The sequence below is a fragment of the Photobacterium sanguinicancri genome, assembly GCF_002265265.1.
Taxonomy (GTDB): domain Bacteria; phylum Pseudomonadota; class Gammaproteobacteria; order Enterobacterales; family Vibrionaceae; genus Photobacterium; species Photobacterium sanguinicancri.
Window position 1 is genome coordinate 13,144 of record NZ_NOIF01000024.1, and the last position, 25,974, is coordinate 39,117.

At 43.2% G+C, this 25,974-nt stretch carries 22 protein-coding genes and 1 tRNA gene; 16 read left to right on the forward strand and 7 right to left on the reverse strand.

Annotation, left to right across the window (positions count from 1 at the left end; translation table 11 throughout):
* Positions 1-138: 138 nt before the first annotated feature.
* Positions 139-1,269, forward strand: coding sequence for a porin (locus ASV53_RS06050; protein ID WP_094956445.1), 1,131 nt, complete (start codon positions 139-141; stop codon positions 1,267-1,269).
* A gap of 218 nt (positions 1,270-1,487) precedes the next feature.
* On the opposite strand, the gene ASV53_RS06055 is transcribed toward ASV53_RS06050, so the two are convergent.
* A complete protein-coding gene (locus ASV53_RS06055) occupies positions 1,488-2,207 on the reverse strand; it encodes a YccT family protein (RefSeq protein WP_094956446.1) in 720 nt (239 codons plus the stop codon).
* A gap of 606 nt (positions 2,208-2,813) precedes the next feature.
* On the opposite strand from ASV53_RS06055, the gene ASV53_RS06065 reads away from it, so the two are divergent.
* The 3 genes from ASV53_RS06065 (at position 2,814) to gltX (ending at position 6,246) form a co-directional block, all read left to right on the forward strand.
* Positions 2,814-3,953 (forward strand): porin, encoded by a 1,140-nt coding sequence (locus ASV53_RS06065; protein ID WP_094956448.1) that lies wholly within the window; start codon positions 2,814-2,816, stop codon positions 3,951-3,953.
* Positions 3,954-4,023: 70 nt separating this feature from the next.
* Entirely contained in the window at positions 4,024-4,674 is a 651-nt protein-coding gene (locus ASV53_RS06070; protein WP_094956449.1) for a YccT family protein, read from the forward strand.
* Between the two features lie 141 nt (positions 4,675-4,815).
* A complete protein-coding gene (gene gltX / locus ASV53_RS06075; protein WP_062687989.1) occupies positions 4,816-6,246 on the forward strand; it encodes a glutamate--tRNA ligase in 1,431 nt (476 codons plus the stop codon).
* An 88-nt stretch (positions 6,247-6,334) separates the two neighbouring features.
* Here the strand turns inward: gltX and ASV53_RS25410 are convergent, their stop codons facing one another.
* On the reverse strand, positions 6,335-6,511 hold the full coding sequence (locus ASV53_RS25410) for a hypothetical protein (RefSeq protein WP_162845622.1): 177 nt from the start codon (positions 6,509-6,511) through the stop codon (positions 6,335-6,337).
* A 423-nt stretch (positions 6,512-6,934) separates the two neighbouring features.
* On the opposite strand from ASV53_RS25410, the gene ASV53_RS06080 reads away from it, so the two are divergent.
* Complete coding sequence (locus tag ASV53_RS06080; RefSeq protein WP_094956450.1) at positions 6,935-7,474, forward strand: phosphatase PAP2 family protein; 540 nt, start codon at positions 6,935-6,937, stop codon at positions 7,472-7,474.
* A gap of 434 nt (positions 7,475-7,908) precedes the next feature.
* Here the strand turns inward: ASV53_RS06080 and ASV53_RS06085 are convergent.
* A tRNA-Arg gene (locus ASV53_RS06085) sits at positions 7,909-7,985 on the reverse strand.
* Between the two features lie 47 nt (positions 7,986-8,032).
* Positions 8,033-9,166 carry a flagella assembly protein FlgT gene (locus ASV53_RS06090; RefSeq protein ID WP_094956451.1) on the reverse strand — a complete coding sequence of 378 codons (1,134 nt, stop codon included), beginning with the start codon at positions 9,164-9,166 and terminating at the stop codon, positions 8,033-8,035.
* Positions 9,167-9,377: 211 nt separating this feature from the next.
* Here ASV53_RS06090 and ASV53_RS06095 point away from each other — a divergent pair, with 211 nt between their 5' ends.
* Both ASV53_RS06095 and ASV53_RS06100 read left to right on the forward strand, forming a co-directional pair.
* Positions 9,378-10,013, forward strand: a complete 636-nt coding sequence (locus tag ASV53_RS06095) for a FlgO family outer membrane protein (protein WP_062688001.1) — start codon at positions 9,378-9,380, stop codon at positions 10,011-10,013.
* A 5-nt stretch (positions 10,014-10,018) separates the two neighbouring features.
* A complete protein-coding gene (locus ASV53_RS06100; RefSeq protein ID WP_062688002.1) occupies positions 10,019-10,447 on the forward strand; it encodes an LPP20 family lipoprotein in 429 nt (142 codons plus the stop codon).
* Between the two features lie 144 nt (positions 10,448-10,591).
* On the opposite strand, the gene ASV53_RS06105 is transcribed toward ASV53_RS06100, so the two are convergent.
* Positions 10,592-12,274 (reverse strand): ABC transporter substrate-binding protein, encoded by a 1,683-nt coding sequence (locus ASV53_RS06105; RefSeq protein WP_094956453.1) that lies wholly within the window; start codon positions 12,272-12,274, stop codon positions 10,592-10,594.
* Positions 12,275-12,554: 280 nt separating this feature from the next.
* On the opposite strand from ASV53_RS06105, the gene ASV53_RS06110 reads away from it, so the two are divergent.
* From ASV53_RS06110 to ASV53_RS06140, 7 genes are all read left to right on the forward strand, one after another.
* A complete protein-coding gene (locus ASV53_RS06110) occupies positions 12,555-13,325 on the forward strand; it encodes an ABC transporter ATP-binding protein (RefSeq protein WP_094956454.1) in 771 nt (256 codons plus the stop codon).
* A 108-nt stretch (positions 13,326-13,433) separates the two neighbouring features.
* On the forward strand, positions 13,434-14,207 hold the full coding sequence (locus ASV53_RS06115; protein WP_094956455.1) for an ABC transporter substrate-binding protein: 774 nt from the start codon (positions 13,434-13,436) through the stop codon (positions 14,205-14,207).
* Between the two features lie 161 nt (positions 14,208-14,368).
* On the forward strand, positions 14,369-15,109 hold the full coding sequence (locus ASV53_RS06120) for an ABC transporter permease (protein ID WP_094956456.1): 741 nt from the start codon (positions 14,369-14,371) through the stop codon (positions 15,107-15,109).
* A 3-nt stretch (positions 15,110-15,112) separates the two neighbouring features.
* Positions 15,113-15,790, forward strand: coding sequence for an ABC transporter permease (locus ASV53_RS06125; protein ID WP_094956457.1), 678 nt, complete (start codon positions 15,113-15,115; stop codon positions 15,788-15,790).
* 271 nt (positions 15,791-16,061) lie between these two features.
* On the forward strand, positions 16,062-17,141 hold the full coding sequence (locus tag ASV53_RS06130; protein WP_094956458.1) for an efflux RND transporter periplasmic adaptor subunit: 1,080 nt from the start codon (positions 16,062-16,064) through the stop codon (positions 17,139-17,141).
* A gap of 3 nt (positions 17,142-17,144) precedes the next feature.
* Positions 17,145-20,333 (forward strand): efflux RND transporter permease subunit, encoded by a 3,189-nt coding sequence (locus ASV53_RS06135; RefSeq protein WP_094956459.1) that lies wholly within the window; start codon positions 17,145-17,147, stop codon positions 20,331-20,333.
* Positions 20,334-20,483: 150 nt separating this feature from the next.
* A complete protein-coding gene (locus ASV53_RS06140) occupies positions 20,484-21,641 on the forward strand; it encodes a BamA/TamA family outer membrane protein (RefSeq protein ID WP_094956460.1) in 1,158 nt (385 codons plus the stop codon).
* Between the two features lie 230 nt (positions 21,642-21,871).
* On the opposite strand, the gene grxB is transcribed toward ASV53_RS06140, so the two are convergent.
* On the reverse strand, positions 21,872-22,525 hold the full coding sequence (grxB, locus tag ASV53_RS06145) for a glutaredoxin 2 (RefSeq protein WP_062688010.1): 654 nt from the start codon (positions 22,523-22,525) through the stop codon (positions 21,872-21,874).
* A gap of 105 nt (positions 22,526-22,630) precedes the next feature.
* Entirely contained in the window at positions 22,631-23,437 is an 807-nt protein-coding gene (xthA, locus tag ASV53_RS06150; protein ID WP_062688011.1) for an exodeoxyribonuclease III, read from the reverse strand.
* Between the two features lie 288 nt (positions 23,438-23,725).
* Between xthA and ASV53_RS06155 the strand changes: the two genes are divergently transcribed.
* Together ASV53_RS06155 and ASV53_RS06160 are read left to right on the forward strand one after the other, a co-directional pair.
* The gene (locus ASV53_RS06155) at positions 23,726-24,697 is read left to right on the forward strand and encodes a glutathione S-transferase family protein (protein ID WP_094956461.1); all 972 of its coding nucleotides are present in this window, start codon (positions 23,726-23,728) and stop codon (positions 24,695-24,697) included.
* Positions 24,698-24,904: 207 nt separating this feature from the next.
* Positions 24,905-25,837, forward strand: a complete 933-nt coding sequence (locus tag ASV53_RS06160; RefSeq protein WP_094956462.1) for a LysR family transcriptional regulator — start codon at positions 24,905-24,907, stop codon at positions 25,835-25,837.
* Positions 25,838-25,974 lie beyond the last annotated feature (137 nt).

Genomic DNA, 25,974 nt, shown 5'->3' on the forward strand with positions numbered 1-25,974 from the left:
GAGACGTTCATAAACTAAAAAAATATGATTTAGCTGATTTTAGAAATTTAGCTTACATATTGGGAGACTTACTTGAAGCCATCGGCGGCCAACCTTTTTAGGCTCAAGTAAACAGCTAGTATATTTAGGAGTTATTCCATGGAAAATGTATTCAAACGTTCAGTTCTTGGCGTTGCTGTTGCGACAGCAGCAATGGCTTCAATGTCAGTAAGTGCATACGAAATCGGCCAAAACAATGATTTCAGTGTTGAAGTGTATGGTGTAGCAGCAATTTCGATTGTTAACTACGACATTACTAAGAATGGCGAAGATACTGCAACAGGCTATGACTACGAAAATGAATCTCGTATCGGTTTCCGTGCTGGTAAAGAGATGTTCGATAACGTTGAAGTATTCATGCAAGTTGAGTCTGGTTATGTAGGTGAAGATGGAACAGGCGGTACATTAGGTAACCGTGATACTTTCCTTGGTCTTAAAGGCGACTGGGGTAAAGTACGTTTCGGTCGTATGCTAACACCTATGTATGAAGTGATTGACTGGCCATACGCTAACCCAGGTCTTGGTGCGTCATGGGACTGGGGCGGTGACGTGAAATATAACCGTGATCGTCACGGTGATATGGCTCGTTACGACTCTCCGTCATTCGGTGGTTTCAACTTTAATATTGCGACAGGTCGTGGTGACAAGGCGGTTGAAGGTAATAACTGGTTTGGTGGTGCAGCGCACTATACTTTTGCTGAAATGATCACATTACATGCAGCATTCGAAACAGAATCAGATCGTGAGCTTGAAGAAGCAAAAGCAGCGACTGATGGTTCTTGGAGCTACAAACCAAACGGCGACCAAGACAAGTGGACTGCTGGAACCGCGGCTAAAGATGCAGTAATGGCAGATACCTTTGGTTACTTAGTCGGTTTTGAAGCATCACTTCCTGCTGGTTTTGGACTATCTGGCGCATACAAGGCTGGTGAAAGTAAAGTTCAGAACGGCGATAAATCAGAGCAAGCTTCTTACGCTGTAATTGGTCAATACTGGAATGGTCCTTGGGGCTTCAAACTAGGTTACACAGCTAACTTAGAATCAGAAACAGCTGGTGTTAAACAGAATGATGAAGATAGCATCATTTCTGGTCAGCTAATGTATGTTAAAAATGGTTTTGTTCCTTACATCCGTGTTGCTCAGCGTGACCTAAAAGCAGCTAACGATGCAGGTAAGATTGACGAAACTGATATCTTTGTTGTTCGTGTAGGTCTTGAGTACGGTTTCTAAATCGTAATTAAAACTGAATATTATTAAAATGGAGGCTTAGGCCTCCATTTTTCGATCTATGAGTTAATCAATTTTTGGTTAAGGTGACGAATAATGAATGAGGTGTTAGTTCTCGCAGAGTGAAGTAATTAAGTCGGGTAAATGTAAAGTTGAGTTGAGCGTGGAGGGACTTAAAGGTGGAGAAAGTTCCTTCGCTAAAAGGAACTTTTATCGAGAGATTACAGGTTTTGCACTGCCCAGCTAATAAATTCTTTTTTAGTTTCTTTATCTGCTTGATTAAAAAGTGCCTGTAGCTGCTGTTTAATCGGCTCTTTACTTTGAGTTGCAAGGTCAGTGGCTGGCTGCTTTAACGCTGGTTTAGCTTCGCTAGTTACTATTGCAGTTGTAGCAACAGTCAGTGCTGCAGGACCACCAAGACGGTTATATTGTTTCACATACTCGTGGTAATCATGTGAAATGGAAAGACCTTTTAGCTCAAGCTTGTCATGCTTGAATGCGACGTTTTTTCCCGCTGTAGTTTGAACATTTACTTTTGCTGAATGGTTAAACTCATTGGCCTGAACAACGCCTCGGAAGTTTGGTACTTCTAATTGAAGTGAAGTATTGCTTGCAGTAAAGGTCAGTATATAAGGCGAGGAACGGAACCGCTCACTTTGCTTATCCCCTTTATAAAAATACTGATCAATTTGATATACGATTTGGTTCTCACCATTTTTAAACGTTAGCTTGTCATCTGTCGCAAAAAAAATATCGGTAATATTTTTTGATGGATCTTGTTCATTTACAGCGAGCAATCGTACATTGTCTGGCAGTTCAAGTGTCACGTCAGCAAAAGCTGTTTGAGCGAGAGGTAGAAGCGCTACCGCAAGGGCTATATGTTTTACCTTCATTATATTCTCCCTGAAGGACACGCAAGTTATTGGCGGTTGTCCATCCATAGTTAATTCGTAACACGATTTTACGTTGCTTAGTGCTGACAAAAAAGGTTATTTCCTCATAGAGCAAGCGAACTCAGACATCAGTCACATCATCTACTTTCTTCTGTTTTTATTTAAATCTAACAACTTATCAATAAGGTGGACTCAGCATTTTTTTTCGATTCAGTTTTAGCTGAAATATTTTTTCGTTACTTTAACAAACCGATTTAGCTTACTTTCTTCTAAATGAGTTTGAACTTGCTCACTATTTTGAATCATAAAAAAACTAAACATCCATTTAGTTATATAAAAACATCTGATTTTTGAGTGATTCTCCACTGTCTTGCATACCAGCTTGAGATCTTGGACACAAAATGCCATTTAGCTCCTAATGGTGCTGTAATTAGGTTTTTGTTTTAAGTTGCTGAAAATTAATGATTTATGTTTTTTTTTGGTTGGTGGTTTTTGAAGGGGGTCAAGCTTTTTCTTGCCATATATTCGTATGGTGAAAAAAGCTTGTAATCTTATCCACGTTCTCAATATGAAACATTAAATTTCATTGTGCTAACCTTCGGCGGCCACTGAGGTAAGTACATGAATTCAGCTATATTTTTTAGGAGTTTTTCCATGAGTCAATTTTTCAAACGTACCTTATTAGGCGCGGCGATTGCGACTGCAGCACTTGCCACTGTTCCAGCACAAGCAAGTGATAGTGGAGCTAAATACGAGCACAGTATTTACGGCTTGATTGCGATGCAGGTAGCGCACCGCGATTACGATAATGAAAAGAACAACGATGGTGTCCAGTTCAATAATGAATCACGCCTTGGCTGGCGTGGTACTGCTCAGTTTGATCAAATGCAAGATTGGACTTTCCTATGGCAAATCGAATCTGGTTATGTTGATGAGTCATTTGCGGGTGAAAACGGTGGTAATGGCTACTTAGGCCGCCGTGATACTTTTGTCGGCTTTGAACACGATAGCGTTGGTAAAATTCGTCTGGGTCGTGTGTTAACCCCTATTTATGAATTGATTGACTGGCCTGCGACTAACCCTGGTATGGGTAACGTTTGGGACTGGGGTGGCAATATCGGCGGAAACAATTTCAATGACCGCCAATCAGATACCATCCGTTGGGATACCAATGAACTATGGTCTGGCTTTACCATGGATATCGCTGCTGGTGCAGGTGAAGATCGTGCAGGGGCAACTGATAGCTCGAAAGCATCAAGCAACTACTGGCATGGCATGGCTGCACACCAACAAGTGAAAGGTGATTGGGGATGGGCGCAGTTTGATTTAGCTTACGAGATGAACTACGACACGCTTGATAAAACCAAAGGTAAGTTCGATGGTACGTTTTGGAATAACCAAACTTACTTGATGGGGGCACAAGGTGGCTTCTCTAATGGTTTAGGCTACTTTGCTTATTACCGTATCGCAAAAGCGGATAACGATACGTTTAATCAAGACGAGCGTGAAGATTCATACTCAGTTGGTTTAACGTATACGTTTGATAAGTGGCAAGCCAAAATTGCTCGCGCTGAAAACCTTGGTTTAGAAGTGAATGGTAAAGACATTAAGAACACTGAAGATAACGTTACATCAGTGCAGATGATGTACTTTGTCGATACTAACGCTGTGCTTTATGCCCGTTATGCGATGAATAATATAGATCGCATTGATGCCGATAATAAAGGCTATGAAGGTCGTTGGAAGTCAGATAGCTTTAATGAAGCATCTGTTGGTATTGAGTACTGGTTCTAAGATGACTCTTAATCTTTAATTACTGTAATAATTAGGGCGAGAATTTCTCGCCCTTTGCCGTGGAGGCTATATGAAGAAGTTGATTGTTGCCCTAACTCTGTTGGCGGGTTGTTTATCTTGGCAAGCGAATGCAGAAAGTACGTTAACCTTTAATAAAGAAATTGGGCCCTTGGTGCTTAATGGTGATGAAGTTGCGAGTGATATTTTTTCATCGCCTAACCAATTAACGCTTGAATCGGGTACCAACCAAGTATTATTTGCATTGGGTCAGTTAGTAGTAGAAGACGGTCGCCGCACTAAATTTAATTCAGTTCCTTTTATCGTTCGCTTTAACGCACCTTCTGATGATGTTGCATTGTCTTACCAGCCGTTTAGAACCATGGAAGAAGCTAAGGCGTTTGATAAAGACCCGCGCTTTGTTCTCAAATCAGCTTCTGGCGAGATGATCCCATTCCAGCTTGAGCCTCTGTATGTTAATGGCATGCAAGGCATGAAAAATTATGAAAAAGCAGTATTAAAATACAACCAAAAAGAGACAGGGATTGCCGTTGTTGCCATCGGTCAAACATCGACAACACCCGTAGATCAAATAAAACCAAAAAATGCGAATACGGGATCATCGCAAAGAATGATTCTGGAAGCGGGTTTCAATAATTTGTCCGCACAAGAACAGCAAGCATTCATGATGTGGGCGATGAAAAACCTGAAGAATGCATCTTAAGCTGATGCTATCTAGTCATTGAGTGTCAATTAGAGAAAGGATGGTGATTGTAGAATTGAATGACAGTGTTAAAATAACGCCCAATTATGGGCTTATAGCGCTATCGCTGTCAGTCGCTCCAGTCACTTTAAGGTAAATCAAATGACGATTAAAACTCGTTTTGCACCAAGCCCAACAGGCTTCTTGCACGTAGGTGGTGCCCGTACTGCATTGTACTCATGGTTATTTGCGAAGAAGCAAGGCGGTGAATTTGTTCTGCGTATCGAAGATACCGATCTAGAGCGTTCATCTCAAGAAGCTATCGATGCCATTATTGAAGGTATGGAGTGGATCGGGCTTAACTGGGATGAAGGTCCTTACTACCAAACGAAACGTTTTGATCGTTACAACCAGTTGATCGATCAATTGCTTGCGGAAGACAAAGCATACAAGTGCTACTGTCCGAAAGAGTTGTTAGACGAATTGCGTGAAGAGCAAATGGCAGCCGGTGTTAAGCCACGCTACGATGCTAATCACCCTAAAATTGTTGCGGCAAATGCAGCAGCAACTGAAGCATCACCATTCGTTATTCGCTTCCGTAACCCAAAAGAAGGGACGGTAGTCTTTGATGATAAAGTACGTGGCCGTATTGAAATCGCCAATAGCGAGCTAGATGATCTTATCATTCGTCGTACCGATGGCAGCCCAACTTATAACTTCTGTGTTGTTGTTGATGATTGGGATATGGAGATTACCCAAGTTGTTCGTGGTGAAGACCACATCAACAATACCCCTCGTCAAATTAACATCTATGAAGCACTGGGTGCGCCTGTTCCTGAATTTGCACACTGTGCAATGATCCTTGGTGACGACGGTGCGAAACTGTCTAAACGCCATGGTGCAGTAAGCGTAATGCAATACCGCGATGACGGTTACTTGCCACAAGCACTACTTAACTACCTTGTACGTTTAGGTTGGTCTCATGGCGATCAAGAGATTTTCTCATTAGAAGAAATGATCAACTTGTTTACGCTAGAGTCTATCAGCAAGTCAGCATCAGCATTCAACACTGACAAGTTACTTTGGTTGAACAACCATTACATCAAAACGGCTGAGCCTGAATATGTTGCTAAGTACCTACAATGGCACTTAGATCAAAAAGAGATTGATACCACAAATGGTCCAGCAATCACTGACGTAATCAAGCTAGTGGGCGAGCGTTGTAATACATTGATCGAACTTGCAGAGCAGTCGCGTTACTTCTACCAAGACTTTAGTGAGTTTGAAGCGGGTGCTGCGAAGAAACACCTTCGCCCAGTAGCAAAAGAAGCCCTAGAGCTTGCACTAGCAAAAGTTGAAGCGGTATCTGATGATGCATGGACAACTGAAAACCTTCATGATGTGATTAAATCAACATGTGAAGATTTAGAGCTAGGCATGGGTAAAGTGGGTATGCCACTGCGTGTTGCCGTTACAGGCCAAGGTCAATCGCCTTCGGTTGACGCAGTAATGCAACTTGTTGGCAAAGTACGCGTAATAGCGCGTATCAAGCTAGCACTTGCTTTCATTGCAGAGCGTGAAGCGAACGCATAAGCATTCGTTAACACAAGCTTCAAATAAAAACAGGCATAGAGTCTAACTCTATGCCTGTTTTTTTATGCTTGAAACTATATTCTGAAAACTATAGGTTGTTACGTTGCTTATAGTTATCAACACATACCCAGAAGTTACTGGATGTCGCGCAGTATTGCATTGCACCTTCTGGAATGTCTTCTGGTGTTCCTGAAAGTGTGTAAGCCGACGTAGCAAAACTTGCAGTAAGTAAGAGTGCTGCGCATACCGAAGTTATCTTTTTCATATCGTATCTCCCTTGGATTTATCCAACATAGGTCACGCTTGGTCTAGTGCCGTTTCAGTGATACTCATAAATATTAGGTCAAGATCATATTTTTCATATCTTAATAAGCGCTTTTTTTGCTTGCGTCATAAAAGGAACTGCTTTATAGCTGATTTATTTCATCAAAAAGGCAGATTGGATGTAATTAACATATTTGTAGTTTATATTCTTTTGTGAGCACTCACACATTGACAAGCATTTGCTTACTTCTTACAATCTCGCGGTACTTGTTATAAAACAGTGTTTGATATCTACAGTTGTATTTGTAAATTATGTCTCCAAACGACTTCATGCTTATGCAGTAGATTTAATTTTCTCATTTTTAGATGCCATTGATAGTGCCTTGTTTATTTTACAGGGCTTAGTATTGTTTAAAGGTAAAGCATGAAAATAAAGTCAGGAGTTGTTGCCCTTATATTAGCAACGACCGCATGTTCCGCGTCTGCCCATAATAAAAACTTACAAAAGTACGCAGATATTGCGCAATTCGGCATTCCTCTTACTGCTGGTGCTATCTCTTTATATAAAGGTGATACCGAAGGTTTATTTCAACTCGCAGAAGGGGCGTTATATACCGCAGTAGCAACACACGCTATTAAATTTGCCGTTAATGCTGAGCGCCCAAATGGCGGTGATCACTCATTTCCATCGGGCCATACCTCGGCGGCAACTCAAGGTGCAGCATACCTACAATTTCGTTATGGCTGGGAATACGGCGTACCAGCGTACGCTGCTGCGGCCCTTGTGGGTTATTCTAGAGTAGACAGCAAACACCACTACTGGCGTGATGTTGCGGCTGGTGCTGCATTGGCAACTGGCATTCAGTACGTAGTTTCTGAGATGGGTTACTCGATGAGTAATTACGTCATTTCGCCTTATGTCAGCGGTGATGAAGTGGGTTTGTACGCAAGCATCAATTTCTAAGCTGTTATTTAAATAATATCAAAGGAGCCTACAGGGCTCCTTTTTTGTTTTATGAAATTGTGCATCTATGATGTTTCATTTAATTAGCTACATGCATGTAAAGTCAATATTCTGTCGTTATTGCTTTGAATAAATTAAAGCGATTGCTAGATTTATGACGATAGACTTGATTAGAAATATAAGGATATGAAGGTGTGGAATATAGGATGTATTACAGTACTCTTATTTACTGCAATTATAAACAACACTGCGATAATTAATATGCATCTTATTTTGTATTCATTGTTTCATTAAGGATGACTGTATTATCTAACGCCTAAAATAATAAATGATACGTCGTTTAAGTTTCATATTCTTAATAAGGCATATCAAAATCATGAGCGTTATAAATGAAAAAAGGCTAGCCATCATCAATGGCTAGCCTTTCTAGTATGTGGCGCTCCCTGCAGGAGTCGAACCTGCGGCCTTCCCCTTAGGAGGGGGACGCTCTATCCAGCTGAGCTAAGGGAGCATGCGCACTATTATACGCAAATATTGATTAATATTAAGCTTTTTGTATCAATGAGTTATCTGTTTGGTGAGTAAATCACCAGGTTGAATGCTACCAGCAAGGTCTGCTCGGTCCACACTGAGCTCTGAAGATTTATCATAAACCCGTTCAACCGTAAGCGTCATCTCTGTTTGTACCATGCGCGCTCGGCTGATCCCTTGTTGATCAATAAAGGCCGCGTTGTGCCATAAACGCAGTTGGTCGCCTTGCTTAACACCGTGAATTCGGCCAACGTTGGTTTGTACCTTGTCATTAAAAATATTAATAACTTCAGGCAAACTGGAGCGACAAGCCAAGGTGGTCTCTAGATCTAGCATCATATTGCGGCTGGTACGTTGAACGGCTTGGCCATAACCTGATTGCCAAAAGCGTGCACTTTTTGTATCAACTTGGCTAACTCGTGTGAATGGCCACTGAGCGATTTCACGATAGTTTTTCTGAAGTAACATTTCACCTGTTTTGCCATTAATTACTTCTAGTGTGACGGCAAATTGTCGATTGTATTGATCATCTCGCAGTAGCTTTTCATCGACGGTTGACGTTAAATCCGTGATTTCGCCTGTAATAAGATATTGCGCATCGTAATCCTCAGCCAGCATGGTGAGTGTATTCGGTTGATCAATACGAAAAGGCACGCGGGTGATCCCCGAGACGACAAAGCTTTGTGATTTACGCTCAATTTGGCGTTGGAGCATCACACTGTAATCATCACCTATCTGATAAATACCCCCTAAAGCGGCATGTTGAGGTGCAGTGAGTGTAAAGCTACTGATTAAAATCGCTTTTTTGTATTGGGTTTTGTGGCAAGTCTTTGCCGATGGATAAATATCTATCCGAGCAGTGACGTAATAATTGCCGCCTGACTTTTTGGCTTTAACTATGCTGACGTTGCGCACTTCGTTACCGCTAAATTGGTACTCGTTACGCTCTTGGCTTAAATAGGGGCGTAAGTGTGAAAATGAGCTCGCATCGGCACCTGAATATAAGATGGCCTGGTAAACCGCATCTTCTAACGCGTTGTTACGGGCGGCTTTGTCGCTTTCTAGCACTTGTGCTTGTCCTGTGACTTCTAACCAAGCGGCCAGAGCTTGAGAGGGCATGGCTAACAACATGAATAGATAAAGCGCGCGTGTTTTTTTCATCGTATTCTCAACATCGGTATGAAAATTGCTTGGATAGCTGGACTTACTATATAGTATCGGGCTGAACAAAAACGGTTGTGATTCATTCAGAGTGGATTACCAAAGGGAGTATGCAAAGAGTATTCCCGAATATAAAGCAGCTAGCTATAAAGTTTTACTTTTTTTGAACGATAACAGGCTATAGGTCTTTTTGCATCCGGAGCGGGATAGAATGAAAAAGTGGATAGTCGTGTTGCTGTCAATGATGACTGCATCATGCGCATACTCCCCGATATATAATGGTAAAGAACCATATACGGGCAATGAGTACCTGTTAAAGCAGACTCCTCGTCATACCATTGATTTCTTCATAGAAGGGATGACGGAACAACTGGTCGAATCTAACCAATATTTAACGGCAAAAACACCGTTAGCGGTTACCTCTTTTGTTGATTTACAGCAGTTGAACGAAACAAACTGGCTTGGTAATACCGTTACTGAAGGCTTTATGTATCAAATGCAACAACGTGGTTTTACGGTTGTTGATTACAAAGCAACAGGCGCAATAAAAGTCACACCGGAAGGTGATTTTACCATTAGCCGAAACTGGCGAGAATTGGCCTCTGAGCAGCCTGTTGACTATGTGCTCACTGGCACTATGTTACGTCAAGGCGGCGGTGTATTAGTCAATGCGCGAATTATTGGCATGCGTTCTCGGGTGGTGATTGCGACGGCACAGGGCTTCTTGCCTGCTGATCGTTTGGGCCGTGATTTAGATACCTTGAATAAGATGCGTATGCGTAACGGTGTTATTATTCGCTCTGAAGTGAACGAATTTGATCGCGGTAACGTGGTACTGAAACCTTAGGAGAAATTATGCGTATCTGGATGGCAGTAATCTTACTGTTACTTGTGGGGTGTCAGCCACTGGTCGAAATTCGTGATAATGATGTGCTCACCGCGGTAGGTTATGCATCAATCAGTGAACAGCGTGGTCGCACACTAGAAGAAAAACAAGTACGTGCAATGCGAGCATCTAAGATTGATGCTTACCGTGAGCTAACCGAACAAGTTTACGGTATGCGTATCAGTGCGCGTGCAGGTATGGAAGATCAGCAGCTAGGGGTAGAAAATACCGATGGTGCTGTTGATGGTATCATTCGTGGTGCTCGGGTCATTCGTAGTTACCCTGTCGGTGATAGTTATGTCACTGAGATGGAAGTCAATCTTAAGACCATGGAAAGAATGAAAGATCATGGTGAAGTATTCCATGTGCCATCGAATCAAGAGACGATGTTCTAATCATTCTTCTTCGCTATTCGCCTTATTAGACATAGCGTGATTACAGAAACAAAAAAACGATGGCATTGACCATCGTTTTTTTATGCCTGCTATTTGGCACTAGGCCGCTGTTATGACTTGTAGTGGCCTATTGCTAGCGGCAAATTATTTAGGTCTAAGTGCTAACAAGTGCAATAAACGCTCGGGGGCTTGTGGCCATATTAGTGGGCTAGCGACAGGGTTACGTTCATTAAACCAGCCTGTAAAGCGTTGGGTGTTGTACTGATAGAACTGCACCGTATTATATAAGGGGACGGTAATTTGCTTACTGGCAATCGTTTCGTTGAGCTGGTTAATAATGTTTGCGCGTTGACGAACCGTAGACGCGGTAGGGAAAGCGGCGAGCAGCTGGTCTACTTCATGATCTTTATAAAAGTGCTTTGCATAGCGTGGGTATTGTGGCGCTTGGTAAGCACTGTTAAAGCCAGAGTTAAAATACTTATACGGTGTTAGCCCTTGCGGATAGTTGGTGATTGCCGTGACATAATCACCATAGGATAAGCGCTCAGCAAACTCTTCAAATCCAGTTTGAATATTCGTAGTACGTATTCCTACATTTTCTAACATTTCGGCCAGTAGCATGGCTGTGGTATTAAAATCAGTCCAGCCTGAAGGGGTGAGCACGGATAGTGTGAGAGGCTTGCCTGAAGGAAGATCTCGCCACCCATCCTTGTTTTTGTCTTCTAGCTGAAGCGAATCCAATAACATGTTTGCTTGTTTTGGATTGAAGGTCATATACGGGCGGTATTTTTCAGTGATTTTAGTATCAGCCCACTGAGTAAATCGTTGACTCATGCCAGATGCATACTCTGATGGGACACCTTGGCCAAACGCGGCGATATCAATTAATAGTTGGCGCTGAACCACCATAGAGATAGCCCGTCGAAACGTAATATTCTCTATAGTTTGGCGAAGTTCACTGTCTGCAACTTTGTAGTTAAAAATAAGGCTAATAGTACTTGCGGGTGGTAGCCAATAATGGAAGTCTTCTGAGTAAGAAGCATAGTGACGCTCGATATCAGGAATAAATGAACCCGTCCAATCAAACTCGCCTGTTACAATCCGCGCAATAAAATCATCGTTATTTTTCACTAATGGGTAGCGCAAGCAATCAATATGCACTTCGCTGGCTTGCCAGTAGTTTGGGTTAGTGCATTGCTGATAATGGGTGTCGTCCAACGATTCAATAACCGTAAATGGCCCAGTGCCGATGGGGTTTGGATTGGTATATAGAACTGGGTCTTTGACTTTTTCCCATTGATGTTTAGGCACAATGGGCAGTAACACCAGCTGATGAGCGGCTAAAGCATTAGCCTGTTTCAATTCAATTTCAATCTCATAGTCTGATAACTTACGGATCGACTTCAATTGCGTACGAATCGCATGTGAATCAAGTTCTGGAAACATTTTGATTAAATTGAAGGAGTAAAGCACATCATCTGCAGTGAATGGTTTTCCATCTGACCATAGAACGCCATGGCGTAGGGTGAACTGGATACTCGTGAGATCTCGGCTAAGACTATAGCCTGTAGCAAGGCGATATTCTGGCTTATTATTCTGTAGAGAATTAAAGATGATCAGTGGCTCAAAAATGAATTCATGCGTCGTTGGCATGCTTAGCAGTGTGAAAGGGTTAAAATTGCGCTTAATTCGATCACGATACTCGGGGACAACAGTAAGTACAGTTGGCTCTGAGGAGGGGGTGGCATAGACAGATAAAGGTAAGACAAAAGAGATAAAAACAACGAGGTAAATAGCGTGCCACAAAGAGGTAAGAGAGCGTTGCATTATATTTTAATCCGAAACTACGATAAACAAGACAAAGCGGATGATTCAGCTAGGCTAAGCTACCGTAAGATTGCTTGATTGGCAACAATGATAACTGTATGAATAACTGTTTTTTTATGCAGATATATTGAGCGGTTATTCGCTTTCAATGTGGTTAACAAAATGTTGCCAAATATACTTCTCGGTGATACCTTCGACAAAGCGTTAACAAAATAGCGGAAGATTTTGTTAGTAATTACGAGCAATTTTCCTTTTGATGGAATTAAAGGAGTAAGAGCGCATGACGGATGCAGTAGCGCTTGAAGTCAAAGAATTACACAAGTCATTTGGTCAAAATGAAGTCTTAAAAGGCATATCTCTCACTGCTAATGGTGGTGATGTGGTATCGATTATTGGCTCTTCTGGTTCAGGGAAGAGTACTTTCCTGCGCTGTATTAATTTACTGGAAACGCCGACGCAAGGTGAAATTTGGGTGAATGGCGAGCAAATTAAAATGTCCACCAATCGCCGTGGTGAGTTCCTTCCTACCGATGAAAAGCAAGTTCAGCGTATACGCTCTCGTCTAGCCATGGTTTTCCAAGGCTTCAATTTATGGTCGCACATGACAGTGCTTGGCAATGTCATTGAAGCGCCTATTCATGTCCTTGGTGTACCTAAAGCGGAAGCAATTGAAAAAGGTGAAGCGTTACTGAAGAAAGTGGGCTTGTATGAGCGACGCCATTACTATCCTGGGCATCTTTCTGGTGGGCAACAGCAGCGTGCTGCGATTGCACGCGCATTAGCGGTTGATCCTGAAGTGATGTTATTCGATGAGCCAACATCCGCACTTGATCCAGAATTAGTCGGGGAAGTGTTAGGCGTCATGCAAGATTTGGCGCAGGAAGGGCGCACCATGTTAGTGGTTACCCACGAAATGGCATTTGCACGTGATGTGTCTAATCAAGTGATGTTTCTTCATCAAGGGTTGGTGGAAGAGCAAGGTCACCCAGAAAAATTATTCACAAATCCAGAATCTGAACGACTTAAACAATTTATATCATCGATATATTAATAAAAAACGGTGCGAGACACCGAAGGCGTGTAGCCGTTTTAGCGTCGTAAAATCACCGTTGTTTGGGGTATAGGTGTTTTTACAACGTAACACAACAGGAGATAGACAATGAAAAAATGGATTTTAGCTGCAGCAATGGTTTCAGCATTAGGCGCAACATCAGTACAGGCAAAAGAGTGGAAGCAAATCCGCTTTGGTATCGAGGGAGCTTACCCTCCATTTAGCTGGACTGAGCCAAATGGTGAACTAAAAGGTTTTGATGTCGACATGGCGAATGCGCTGTGTAAAGAGCTGAAAGCGAAGTGCAAGATCGTCGCTCAAGATTGGGATGGCATTATTCCATCACTGCTTGCTCGTAAATATGACGCCATCATTGCTGCAATGTCTATCACCGAAGAACGTAAGAAGAAGATCGATTTCACGGGTAAATATGCCCTTATTCCTAACAAATTTGTTGCGAAAAAAGGCACTCAAATTGACTTTACCGAAGCGGGCCTAGATGGCGTTAAAGTGGGGGTACAGCGTGCAACAACCCATGATAAATACCTGACAGATAATTTCAGCTCGGTTGAAATCGTTCGTTACGGTTCATTTGATGATGCGTACCTCGATTTAAAAGCTGGCCGTATTGCAACAATTTTAGGTGATGCTTCTGCGCTTGAAGAAGGGTTGCTGAATAAAGCGGGTGGTGATGCTTATGACTTTATCGGTCCGTCGCTAACGGATCCAAAGTGGTTTGGAGATGGTTTTGGTATTGCACTACGTAAGCAAGACAAAGACTTAACTCAAAAGCTAGATGCCGCAATCTTGTCTTTACGTGAGAAAGGTATTTATCAAGAGATTGCAGCGAAATACTTCGCCTACGACGTGTACGGTAAATAAGGCTAAACAGTATTTGATAGCAAGGGAGAGGGCATAGCCAGTTTATGTCTTCTTCTCTTTAGGCTCGTTTTTAGATTATCAGGGAACATGATAGCTCTGGAGAACTAGTCTCACTTCATTGGTGTTTTAACACTGCTATTGGTGTGTAAAGGAGTACCCAATTGTTAGATTTAAAAGGCTATGAATGGTCGCTGGTGGAAGGCGCATGGGTCACATTGCAGGTGGCGCTACTGTCTTTACTGCTTGCCGCTATATTAGGGATGCTTGGGGCATTAGCAAAACTCTCACCTTATCGTTGGGCGCGTGCAATAGCGACGGTATATACCACGGTGATCCGCGGGATACCTGATTTGGTGTTGATGATGCTGATTTTCTTCGGCGGTCAAATGCTGCTGAATGACAGCCTATATAATATCAATGAATGGTTAAACAACTATTTCACCTCGTCTGATCCGAATCACGAATGGGCACAATACCTACCTGATTACATCGAAATCAGCCCTTTTGTTGCGGGTATCCTGACGATTGGTTTTATCTTTGGCGCTTACATGGCTGAAACCTTTCGTGGTGCGATCATGGCCGTAGATAAAGGTGAGCTTGAAGCCGCTAAGGCATACGGCATGAGTGGCGTATTGGCTTTTCGACGTGTTCTTTTTCCGCAAATGATCCGCCATGCATTACCGGGATTTGGTAATAACTGGCTAGTGTTATTAAAAACCACAGCACTGGTTTCGATCATCGGGCTTGATGATATGGTGCGTAAAGGCTCCCTTGCCGCGGGTACAACCCAAATGCCCTTCACGTTTTATATGACGATTGCGGTTATCTTCTTATTATTTACGACGCTCTCAACTTCTGCACTGAAGTGGGCAGAACGTAGATTCAGCATACATACGAGGTAAGTGATGGACTTTAGTATTCTTACTGAAAGCTGGCCGATTTACCTCGAAGGCTTTTATACCACCTTATGGATGGTGGCTGTGGCGTTAGTGGTTGGATTAGTGGTCGCTATTCCGATTGGTGTGGCACGTAATAGCAAGCATTATTGGTTATCACTGCCTGCTTGGGGTTTTATATATTTCTTTCGTGGCACGCCATTATTGATTCAGCTCTACTTGATTTATTACGGCTTAAGCCAGCTCATTCAAGTGCAGGGGACGCTATGGCAAGAAGCTTGGTTTTGTGCGCTGGTGGCATTTGTGCTCAATACCGCGGCTTATACTGCCGAGATTATTCGTGGTGCTATCAATGGTATTCCGCAAGGTGAAGTGGAAGCGGCAAAAGCGTATGGCATGAGTACATTACAAGCCTTTCGCCGTGTCATTTTACCGAGTGCGCTACGCCGCGCATTACCTGCATACAGCAATGAAGTTATCTTCATGGTGCACGGCTCTGCGGTAGCAGGGATTGTGACTATTGTTGATTTAACGGGTGCGGCACGTATTGTTAATTCACGTTATTACGCGCCGTTTGAATCCTTCTTATTTGCGGGTATGTGCTATATGGCGCTGACCTTTGTGATTATCTGGGGCTTTAGACGATTAGAAGGGCGTTGGTTACGTCATTTAAAACCATTGAGTTGATCACAACTATTGCAATACATCTAAGGCTGAACCTTTCACGAGGTTCAGCCTTTTTTATTGTTTATCAAATGGTTATTTCAGGATGGCTTAGGGCCTGTAAGTGAGCCTTAACTGTCCTTATTTCTCATAGTACAGGCACTTTCTTACTATGCGTCACGAGTCCATCCTTGTACTGCGGCAAATGTAGTGGCAGTGAAGTCCCATAAAACCAATAAAGTCAGCGACTTATAAAGGCAGTGATGAACTCATTTCCCATGACTAAGGTGGCAATATGAACATACGCACTGTACTACTTCCTTTCACTTTTCCTTTGATTTTAGTGGGTTGCCAAGAGCAACTGGCAGAAGCTGTGGTGGTGGATATCCCTCTGCCTAAAGTGAAAACGCAATTAACCTATATCGAAAATATCAACATTGATCGTTCTTACCCTGGCTATTTAGAGCCGATGGAATCGGTTGATCTTAAAGCGAGAGTGTCAGCCACTATTCTTGAAAAACACTTTGTGCCAGGGCAAGAGGTAAAAAAAGGAGATCTTCTTTTTCGGCTAGATAACCAAGAGTTTAAATTAGCGCTATTAAAACTTGATGCTGAAAAAGCCCGTATCACCGCACGATCTATGTCGGCACAAAAGAACTACCAACGCGCAAAAAAAATGGGGCAAGCCATTAGTCAGCAACAGCTTGAAGCGAATGAAACAGAGTTAAAACTTGCCAAAGCGGAGCTTGCAGCGGTTGAACATGAAATTAAACACGCCCAAATTATCTTGTCGCGCACAGAGATCTTCTCACCCATTACGGGGCGCATTGGTCAAACCGATTGGTCGCCGGGTGATTTGATACAAGACGGTGAACTGCTGGTGAATGTTGTTGATGACAGCAAAGTGAAAATCAAAGTCAGTATTGATGAAGAAACCGTACTTAAAACTGTGGATGACTATCGTCATAGCGACATTGATTACTCGGTGCATTTGAATTTTGTCGATGGCCGCTATTACGACAACCAAGGTCGATTAGAGTATGTCGATAATACGGTAAACAGCAAAACAGGTAGCTTACAGGTTGGGTTTTTATTTGATAACGATGACTCTGTGTTTGCTGGGCAATACGCCAAATTAACGCTTCGCAGTAGTATTAACGGCACCTTATTACCAGAGAAAAGTGTGACGGCAGATCCTACGGGTCAGTTCGTATATTTAGTTGAAGAGGGGGTTGTTGCCCGTCGAACTGTTGAAACGCAACCGTTCGAAGGTGACCAAGTTGCGATCACCAAAGGTCTTGTTGCTAACGAGATCGTGATTGTTGAAGGAGTACAAAAACTTGCGCCTGGGATGGCCGTCGATATCGAGGGTTAAATCATGGTTAAGTTTTTTATTGAACGTCCTAAATTCGCGATTGTACTGTCTATATTAATGACCTTAATGGGGGTGTTAAGCATTATTAATATGCCTGTGGGTCAGTACCCAGATGTCGCTCCACCTTCCGTCAATGTCTTTACTAACTACCGTGGTGCGAATGCACAGGTAGTAAATGACACCGTAGCCTCTGTGATTGAAAAACAGGTCAATGGGGTGGAGGGCATGCAATACATGCGTTCTAACAGTTCAAACGATGGTAGCTACAGTTTAGATATTACTTTTGAAGTTGGTTTTGATGCTGATCGCGCCGCGACCTTAGTGCAGAATCGCGTGAATGCTGCTATGCCACTGCTGCCTGATGAGGTCAAACGTGGTGGTGTTTTTGTTGAAAAAGTTAGCCCTAGTATGCTGATGATTTTAACGTTGCAATCGCCGAATGGTACTCATGATGGCTTAACATTATCGAACTATGCTTCATCAAATGTTAAAGAGCGTTTAGCGCGCTTAGGTGGTGTCAGTAAAGTTGAGCTCTTGGGTGAAAAAGAATATGCGATGCGTATTTGGGTTAAGCCTGAGCGCCTAGATGCGTTAGACATTACGCCAAGTGAAGTGATTGCTGCTGTTGTCGATCAAAATGCCGTTCGTGCGGCAGGTACTGTCGGCGCTGAGCCCGTGGTAGGCAATAATGCGTGGCAGTACACGGTGAACGTTCGAGGGCGTCTTGCAGGGGAAAAAGAATTTGGTGATATTCGCCTGCGTACCGATGCCGACGGCACAATTATTCATCTTAAAGATGTCGCTGATATCGAGTTAGGCGCCAACCAATATATGGCTGATGCTTACATCAATAATGCCGATTCTATTGGCTTAGCGGTTTATCAAGACCCATCAGCGAATGCGATGGAAGTCGCGCGTCTTGTCAAAGAGACCATGACTGAGTTTGAGCAAAGCTTTCCTGATGATATGACATGGGCGACGCCATATGATTCGACACTTTTTATCGATGTGAGTCTGTATAACGTCTACGAAACCCTGATCATTGCGGTGCTGTTAGTTACTTTAGTCACCTATGTTTTCTTACAAACTTGGCAGGCGACTTTAATCCCCGCTATTGCCATCCCAGTGAGCTTAATCGGCACCTTTGCTGTGATGGATATGCTAGGTAGCACCATTAATACCATTAGCTTATTCGGCTTAGTACTGGCAATTGGTGTGGTGGTTGATGCAGCCATTGTGGTGATTGAAAACGTCGAGCGTCTGCTGCATGAAAGTGATAAGCCTGTAAAAGAATGTGTTATCGATGCCATGGCAGAAGTGACGGGGCCTTGTGTCGCATCGGCCGCGGTGTTGTTGGCCGTCTTTGGTCCCACCTTAGCCATGCCGGGTATGACTGGTATTTTGTATAGCGAGTTCGGTATTGCGATCAGTATCTCGGTTGTTATTTCAACCATAGTCGCGCTGACACTGACGCCGGCTTTGTGTGTGCTATTAATGCACCGAGGCATGAAGCCACCTGCGTTTCTACAAGGATTTAACCGTGGCTTTGATCGTCTGACGGCGGGCTTTTCTTCAACCGTGAGTTTTTTGATCCGCAAGTTAGTCGTTAGTGCTGGTATTTTTGCGCTCATGCTTGCGGGCCTAACCTTCTTAGGTAAAACATTACCGTCAGGCTTCTTGCCCGATGAAGACCAAGGGGCGTTCTTTGCCACGGTGCAATTGCCTGAAGGGGCATCATTGCAGCGTACTCGTGAAGAGATGAACCTATTGGCGGCACAAATTCAGCAAGATCCTGCGGTGGATTTGGTGATGACAGTACCTGGTTATGATTTATTAAATAGCTCGACCAACTCCAGCGTGGGTATGGTGGTGGTGAGCTTAAAACACTGGGATCAGCGTAAAACGGCCGAGCTACATCAAGATGCGGTTTTAGCAAAAGTCCAAGCGGCGATTGATGCTTTACCTGATGGGGGCGGCTTTGCATTCTCGATGCCAGCGATACCAGCCCTTGGTATGGTGAATGGTTTTGAAGTGGTGCTAAAAGATGATGGTGGTAAAGGCCCAGAAGAACTAAACCGAGTCCTTCAAGAAACTCTCGCTAAAGCATCTGAAAAGCCAGAAATTGCCGCTGCATTTTCAACCTTTAGTGTTACAACACCTAACCTATACCTTGATATTGATGAAGAACGCGCCAGTTTAATGGGTGTCGATTTTGGTGACATCGTCAATACTATTAACAGCCACTTTGGTGGGGTTTATATCAATGACTACACCTTAGACAGCCGTAATTATCAGGTCATGCTGCAAGCGCGAGCAGACAGCCGTCAGTCGGCAGATGATCTTTCTGGTCTCTATGTTCGCAGTGCGAGTGGTGAGGCTATTCGTGTCAGTAATTTGGTGGAAGCGTCTATTGTGTATAAGCCGACTAGTTTACTGCGCTATAACGTGTCGGGCTCTGCGGTGATTAACGGGGTACCCGCGGCGGGTGTCACCAGTGGCGATGCGATTAAAGCGATGGAAGCTGTGCTTAGCGAGTTACCTCAAGGCTACAACTTCGAATGGACAGGCTTAACACTTGAGCAGAATAAAGCCGGTAATGCGACAGTGATAGCTTTTAGCTTAGCATTAATTTTTACCTACCTATTCTTGGTAGCACAGTACGAATCTTGGTTAACACCAGTATCGATATTACTGACGGTGCCAAGTGCGCTTATCGGTATTTTTGCTGCGGTGAAACTGACTGGTGGTGACATCAACCTGTATACCCAAATTGCGATGATTTTGCTGATAGGAATGGCGAGTCGAAATGCCATCTTGATTGTTGAATTTGCCAAATTATTGAGAGAGGAACGAGGATATAGCGTGTTTGATGCCGCGATTACGGCTGCAAAATTACGTTTCCGTGCGCTATTGATGACGGCGTTCTCCTTCATTCTTGGTGTCGCACCGCTGATGATTGCTAACTCGGCAGGGGCACAAGCGCAAAAGGCCATCGGTTTTGCTGCTTTCGGTGGCATGCTGACAGCTACGGTTATTGGGACATTATTAGTGCCAGTGTTCTTCTATGTTTTCCAGACGTTGCGCGAGAAGTTTCATCGCCAACCTAGCGAGGCTGCAACTGTCGCTTCAATACCTAGCGAGTTGGTGACGGAGAACGTCACTATAGATACCACGACAGATAACGTGAAATAACTCGATTCAATACGATATGTGGGCGACGTTATTGTTAGTTTGCAATTATGCCAGTAGCTGCGTCTGATAATGCCGCGCCCACACTCCCTTTTAATGTTTAAACGGATGGAACATTGACTCGCACAGGCGTGCATAAATAGGTTTTAAAAAATGACAGCCAATAGAAGGTTATCACTCGGTATCAATTTACTCGCGACATGTGTATTGCTGGGATCAAGTACGACAGTGTTTGCAGGGTTTGAGGATTTTATTGATCCATTAGATGGTCGCCTGGATGCCAGCCAGTGGATCTTAAACAATGCTCATGGTTTTATGCCCGTTCCTTTACTGGTGACAGATCCCAGCGTCGGTGTTGGTGGCGGTGCTGCAGTGTTGTTTTTCCATGAAACAGATGAACAAAAAGCCAAACGCCAAGCTGATATAGAAAGCGTATCGGATATTCCACCGAGCGTGACTGGAGTGGTGGGGTTAGCCACATCGAATGGCAGTAAGCTGGGTGGGGTCTTTCATTCAGGCAATTGGATGAATGACCGTGTGCGTTACTTAGGTGGGTTGTTTGGCGCAAAATTTAATCTGAAATATTACCCTGAAGCGCAATCGCAAGCATACGATTACGATATTGGCGGTTTATATTTCTTTCAAAATATTGATGCGCGCATTCAAGATACCAACTTCTTTCTTGGGGCCGATTATACCTTAATGCGCTCCGACGTAAGCTTTGCTACGCCTAAAGAACTCGTTGGAGTATTACCCGCCACGTTAAGCGGTAAAGGGCAAGATGCCAGTATTGCGCTGAAGTTCACTTACGATAACCGTAACAACCAATTCTCCCCAGATGAAGGCACTAAAGCAGGCATAAAAACCTCTTTTCATGATAAACGTGTCGGCAGTGATTTTAATTACACCGAGTATCAAGCCTATATCAACCATTACCAACCGATTAATGGCCAATGGACAGTAGCAGTGCGTGCCGATGTAAAATCGATAGATGGAGAGGCGCCATTTTATGCCAAGCCGTTTATTGATTTGCGAGGTATTCCTGCGATGCGCTATCAAGGTGATGAAATGGGGTTGGCAGAAGTGCAGGTTAATTATGCCTTGGACAGTCGCTGGACATTGCTCGGCTTTACAGGGGCGGGGCAAGTGAAAGATAACAGTTCGCAAAATACGGATGAGAAGATTCATCAAACCTATGGTGGGGGCTTTCGTTACTTAGTCGCGCGTCAATTAGGTTTTAAAGCGGGTATTGATGTTGCCAAAGGTCCAGATGAGTGGACCACTTATATTCAATTTGGTAGCGCTTGGTAAGGATCATATTTGGTTCAGTATCGTGTGTATCGAGTGTATCGAGTGTTCATGGCGTGTACGGTTACGAGGCTTAGCTCTGAAATGGTTTTGGAATAGGGTGTTGAAATAGCGTTTTGAATAGAGCGTTAAAATAAAAACGGTGAGCATAGTGCTCACCGTTTTTGTCTGTCTGTTTCTGTCTGTGCCTAACTATTTGTTCATTGGTCTTCGGTTTGTCACTACTACCTAGGCTAGACTGCCACATCATCATAGAGGTTGATGTTAGTCAGTGTGGCCACTTCATCGATGTACTTGCGGACATGACTTGGGAAATCGACCCCCTTAACCACGGTTAAGTTGCGTAAGAATGGGAACAGATTGACATCGTCGCACGCTAATTCGTTATTACGCTCAGACGGTAATCGAACCCAATTTAGATGCTCAGCCAGTGCTTGGTTTAAGCCATCTAAATATTCTTCGCTTCGGGCAAAGGCATCATCAAAGTCTTGTTCAATCATCTTTGATTTTTTCGCGACAAACCAATCCTTCGCTTCTTGGCATTGGAATTCAGGTAAATCAATCATCAACCAACGCGGGTACAGTAAGCGCGAGCTAAAAGGCCCTGCCGCTTCGAGATAACGTGCAATATCTTCTTTATGCTTATTGGCAAGCAGTAAAGGATTGCCATCAAGGGCATCAAGATGGATCACGATATCTAAACTTTCCGCCATGAAACTGCCATCCTCTTTTTGCAGGATAGGCACGAGGTTTTCACCTACTTTTTCGATACGTGCATTAATATCGTGGTTTTGTAAGTAGACGATCTCAAGGTCGATTTTTTTCAGCCCAGCGACCATCATCGCTTTAATACAAAACGGACAGTGATCAAAAACGAACAGTTTCATAGCGTTTCCTTGTTAGTGATGGCTTATTGCTTACGACTGTCTATTCCGTCAATAAGCCTGATTAAGAGTATGAACATACGCGTATTAGCTATATTGAGTCAATAATCAGCTAAAGGTTGACCAAATTGGTGCGTGATCAGATGGCTTCTCGATACCGCGCAATTCGTAATCAACGTCTGCTTCTACACAGCGCTCGGCCAGTGATGGTGTTGCTAGAATCACGTCAATACGCAGGCCGCGGTTATCAACAAAACCTTTTGAACGGTAATCGAACCATGAGTATTTATCGGTGGTATCTGGGTGTAGTTGACGGAAAGTATCGACAAAGCCCCAGTCCATCAGTGTTTTTAGCCATTCACGTTCAATCGGCTGGAAAGAACATTTGCCTGTTTTTAACCAACGTTTCGCGTTTGCAGGGCCAATGCCAATATCATTATCGGCTGGGCTAATGTTGATATCACCCATCACAATCACTTCTTCTTCATTGGTGTGGTGATCGTTAAGGTAGTGCATTAAGTCAGCGTAGAATTTTTCTTTTGCTGGGAATTTTGTTTCATGGCTAACGTTTTCACCTTGCGGAAAATAACCATTGAGTACCGTGACTTTCTTACCATCTTCTTGTTCAAACGTCGCCATGATCATGCGGCGTTGTGCGTCTTCATCGTCAGTTGGAAAGCCTTTTTGCACCGAGATAGGCTCTTGCTTACATAGCATAGCTACACCGTAATGGGCTTTCTGACCATGGTGGTAAACCTTGTAACCCATAGCTTCAACATCTGCGAGAGGAAAGGCTTCATCGTGTACTTTGATTTCTTGTAAACCAATCACATCAGGTTGATGCTTTTCAATCAAGGCTTGTAATTGATGAAGGCGTGCGCGTAAACCATTAATGTTGAACGAGATGACTTTCATTGTTTTTCCTATCCAGCTAAATCGACAGACTCGACTAAACGAGTGTTATCTTCCGATGGTATCAGACCTTTATAGATTTACCACCGAGTCAAAATAGGGATATTAAAAAATTGCGCTACATTGCTTGTTTTGTGAGTGCTTTATTCGTAGTAGGTATCGCTGCGCCCGAATTGTTCTGCTTGGTTTTTCATCAAAATTATTGATGATCTTGGTTTAAATTGTGCTGCCGACTTCATAGCTCTGACTTTCTATACTTGAATCATCTCTACTGTAGAAAGGATGAATCAAATGGGGAAGTTGGTGAATGGCGTCTGGCATGATATTTGGTATGACACCAAAGAAAGCGATGGCAAATTTGTACGAGAAGATGCCGGTTTTCGTGATTGGGTGACGGCTGATGGTGAACCGGGGCCACAAGGGCAGCACGGCTTTCAGGCAGAGTCTGGCCGTTACCATCTGTATGTTTCGCTGGCTTGTCCATGGGCGCATCGAGCTTTGATTTTCAGGCAGCTTAAGCAACTAGAGGAACACATAGGCGTTACTGTAGTGAGTCCAAATATGCTAACGGAAGGTTGGGTGTTTGATGAGCCCGAACCGAATTATGGCCTAATGTATCTGCATCAGCTGTATAGCAAAGCCAAGCCCGATTACACGGGAAGGGTAACGGTGCCTGTACTGTGGGATAAACAGACTCAAACAATTGTCAGTAATGAATCTTCAGAGATCATCCGAATGTTCAATCAAGCGTTCGATGCATTAACGGGTAACCATGACGATTATTATCCGTACCATTTAGCGACAGAGGTTGATAAGTGGAATGACTTTATCTATCCCGCCATAAATAATGGGGTTTACCGCTGTGGCTTTGCCACGACACAAGCGGCATACGAAGAGGCTTTTGATGGCTTATTTACTGCGTTAGACCGTGTCGACCATCATCTATCGACCCACCGTTATCTGGCGGGTGACAGCATTACAGAGGCCGATTGGCGACTCTTCACCACCTTGATTCGTTTTGATGCCGTATATGTGGGACATTTTAAGTGTAATCGCCAACGGATTGAGGATTATGCGCACTTATCTGGCTATGTGAAAGAGTTGTATCAATATGCTCAGATAGCGGAGACCGTCGATTTTTACCATATTAAGCGTCATTACTATGCTAGCCACAGCACAATAAACCCGACTCGTATTATTCCGTTAGGGCCTGAATTAGATTTATTATCATCGCATGGCCGTGGTATTCGTCGTGATATGTAAATATTACTGTGATCTTATTCAATGTTTTAAAAGCAAATAAACATTATTGAAGTGAGTAATGGCCTAGATAATAAAAGCTTTACTCGCTTCGCATTATAATTTATCGAACTAATTATAATAACGCTCATTCTTGAACAGGCAGTTTGGTTTGGATGATTTGATTTAGGTGGTGTAACTCAACTAAGTCAATGTGAGTGAATAATTATAATGAAAAAAATCGACGATATAGATATTAGGTTATTGCAACTTTTTCTGATCATTGTTGAAAGTGATGGCTTTTCCGCTGCGCAATATCAATTGAATATGCATCAATCAAGTATCAGTAAGAAGATGAATGATTTGGAAACACGGCTAGGGATGACCTTATGTCATCGAGGGCGAAGTGGTTTCAAATTAACGCCTGACGGTCTGAAAGTGTATGAGATGAGTCGACAGTTGTTTGGTCAGATTGATGTCTTTCAAAAGCAGATCGATAATATCCGCAGTATCTCATGTGGTAATATTCAATTCGGCATGGTGGATAACTTAGTGACCAATCCTGATTGCTTTATACCAGCCGCGATAGCATCCTTTGTTGATAAGCACCCGCAAGTACGGATTGACTGTGCGATCGCAGATTCTTACCAGATTGAAAAAGGGCTGTTAGAAGATAAGTTTGATATTGGTATCACCTCGTCAGAAGTTAAAAAAAGTGGATTAGATTATCATTATCTCTTTGAAGAGAAACAAAGTTTATACTGTGTGCCGCAACATGCCATCCTTGATATTAACCGACCTGCAAGCCTAAAAGATATCCAAAATAACGCGTTAGTTGAACGAGGTCTCGCTCATCATATTACGCCAATGAGCGAGGTGATGGCATCATGCTGCACAGCTTATGCGCCAAACATGGAAGCCACTGCCCATTTGATTTTATCCGGTCGATTTATGGGGTATTTGCCCGATCATTATGCTGATATTTGGCTGCAAAAAGGAATGATGGCCAAAGTGCCAGTGGTGGAAGAACTCGCTTACTCGACCCATTTTTATCTAACCACCAATGAGCAACATGACTTGTCGCTAGCGTCTAAAGCATTAGTGAATGACTTAAAACAATCTCATGATATAAAAAGTGTGATGGCTGAACTATCATTGGGTTGATAGGGTAAATTGCCAATAGCTAACGGGGTGAGAACTTCCTTTGTCTTTTCAGACAGGTATTCGTTACCTTTGTTAAATTGATCGATTGAAACTTTATTCTAGCCAGCTGAAAAATATTTCAGCTGGCTTTTTTATGC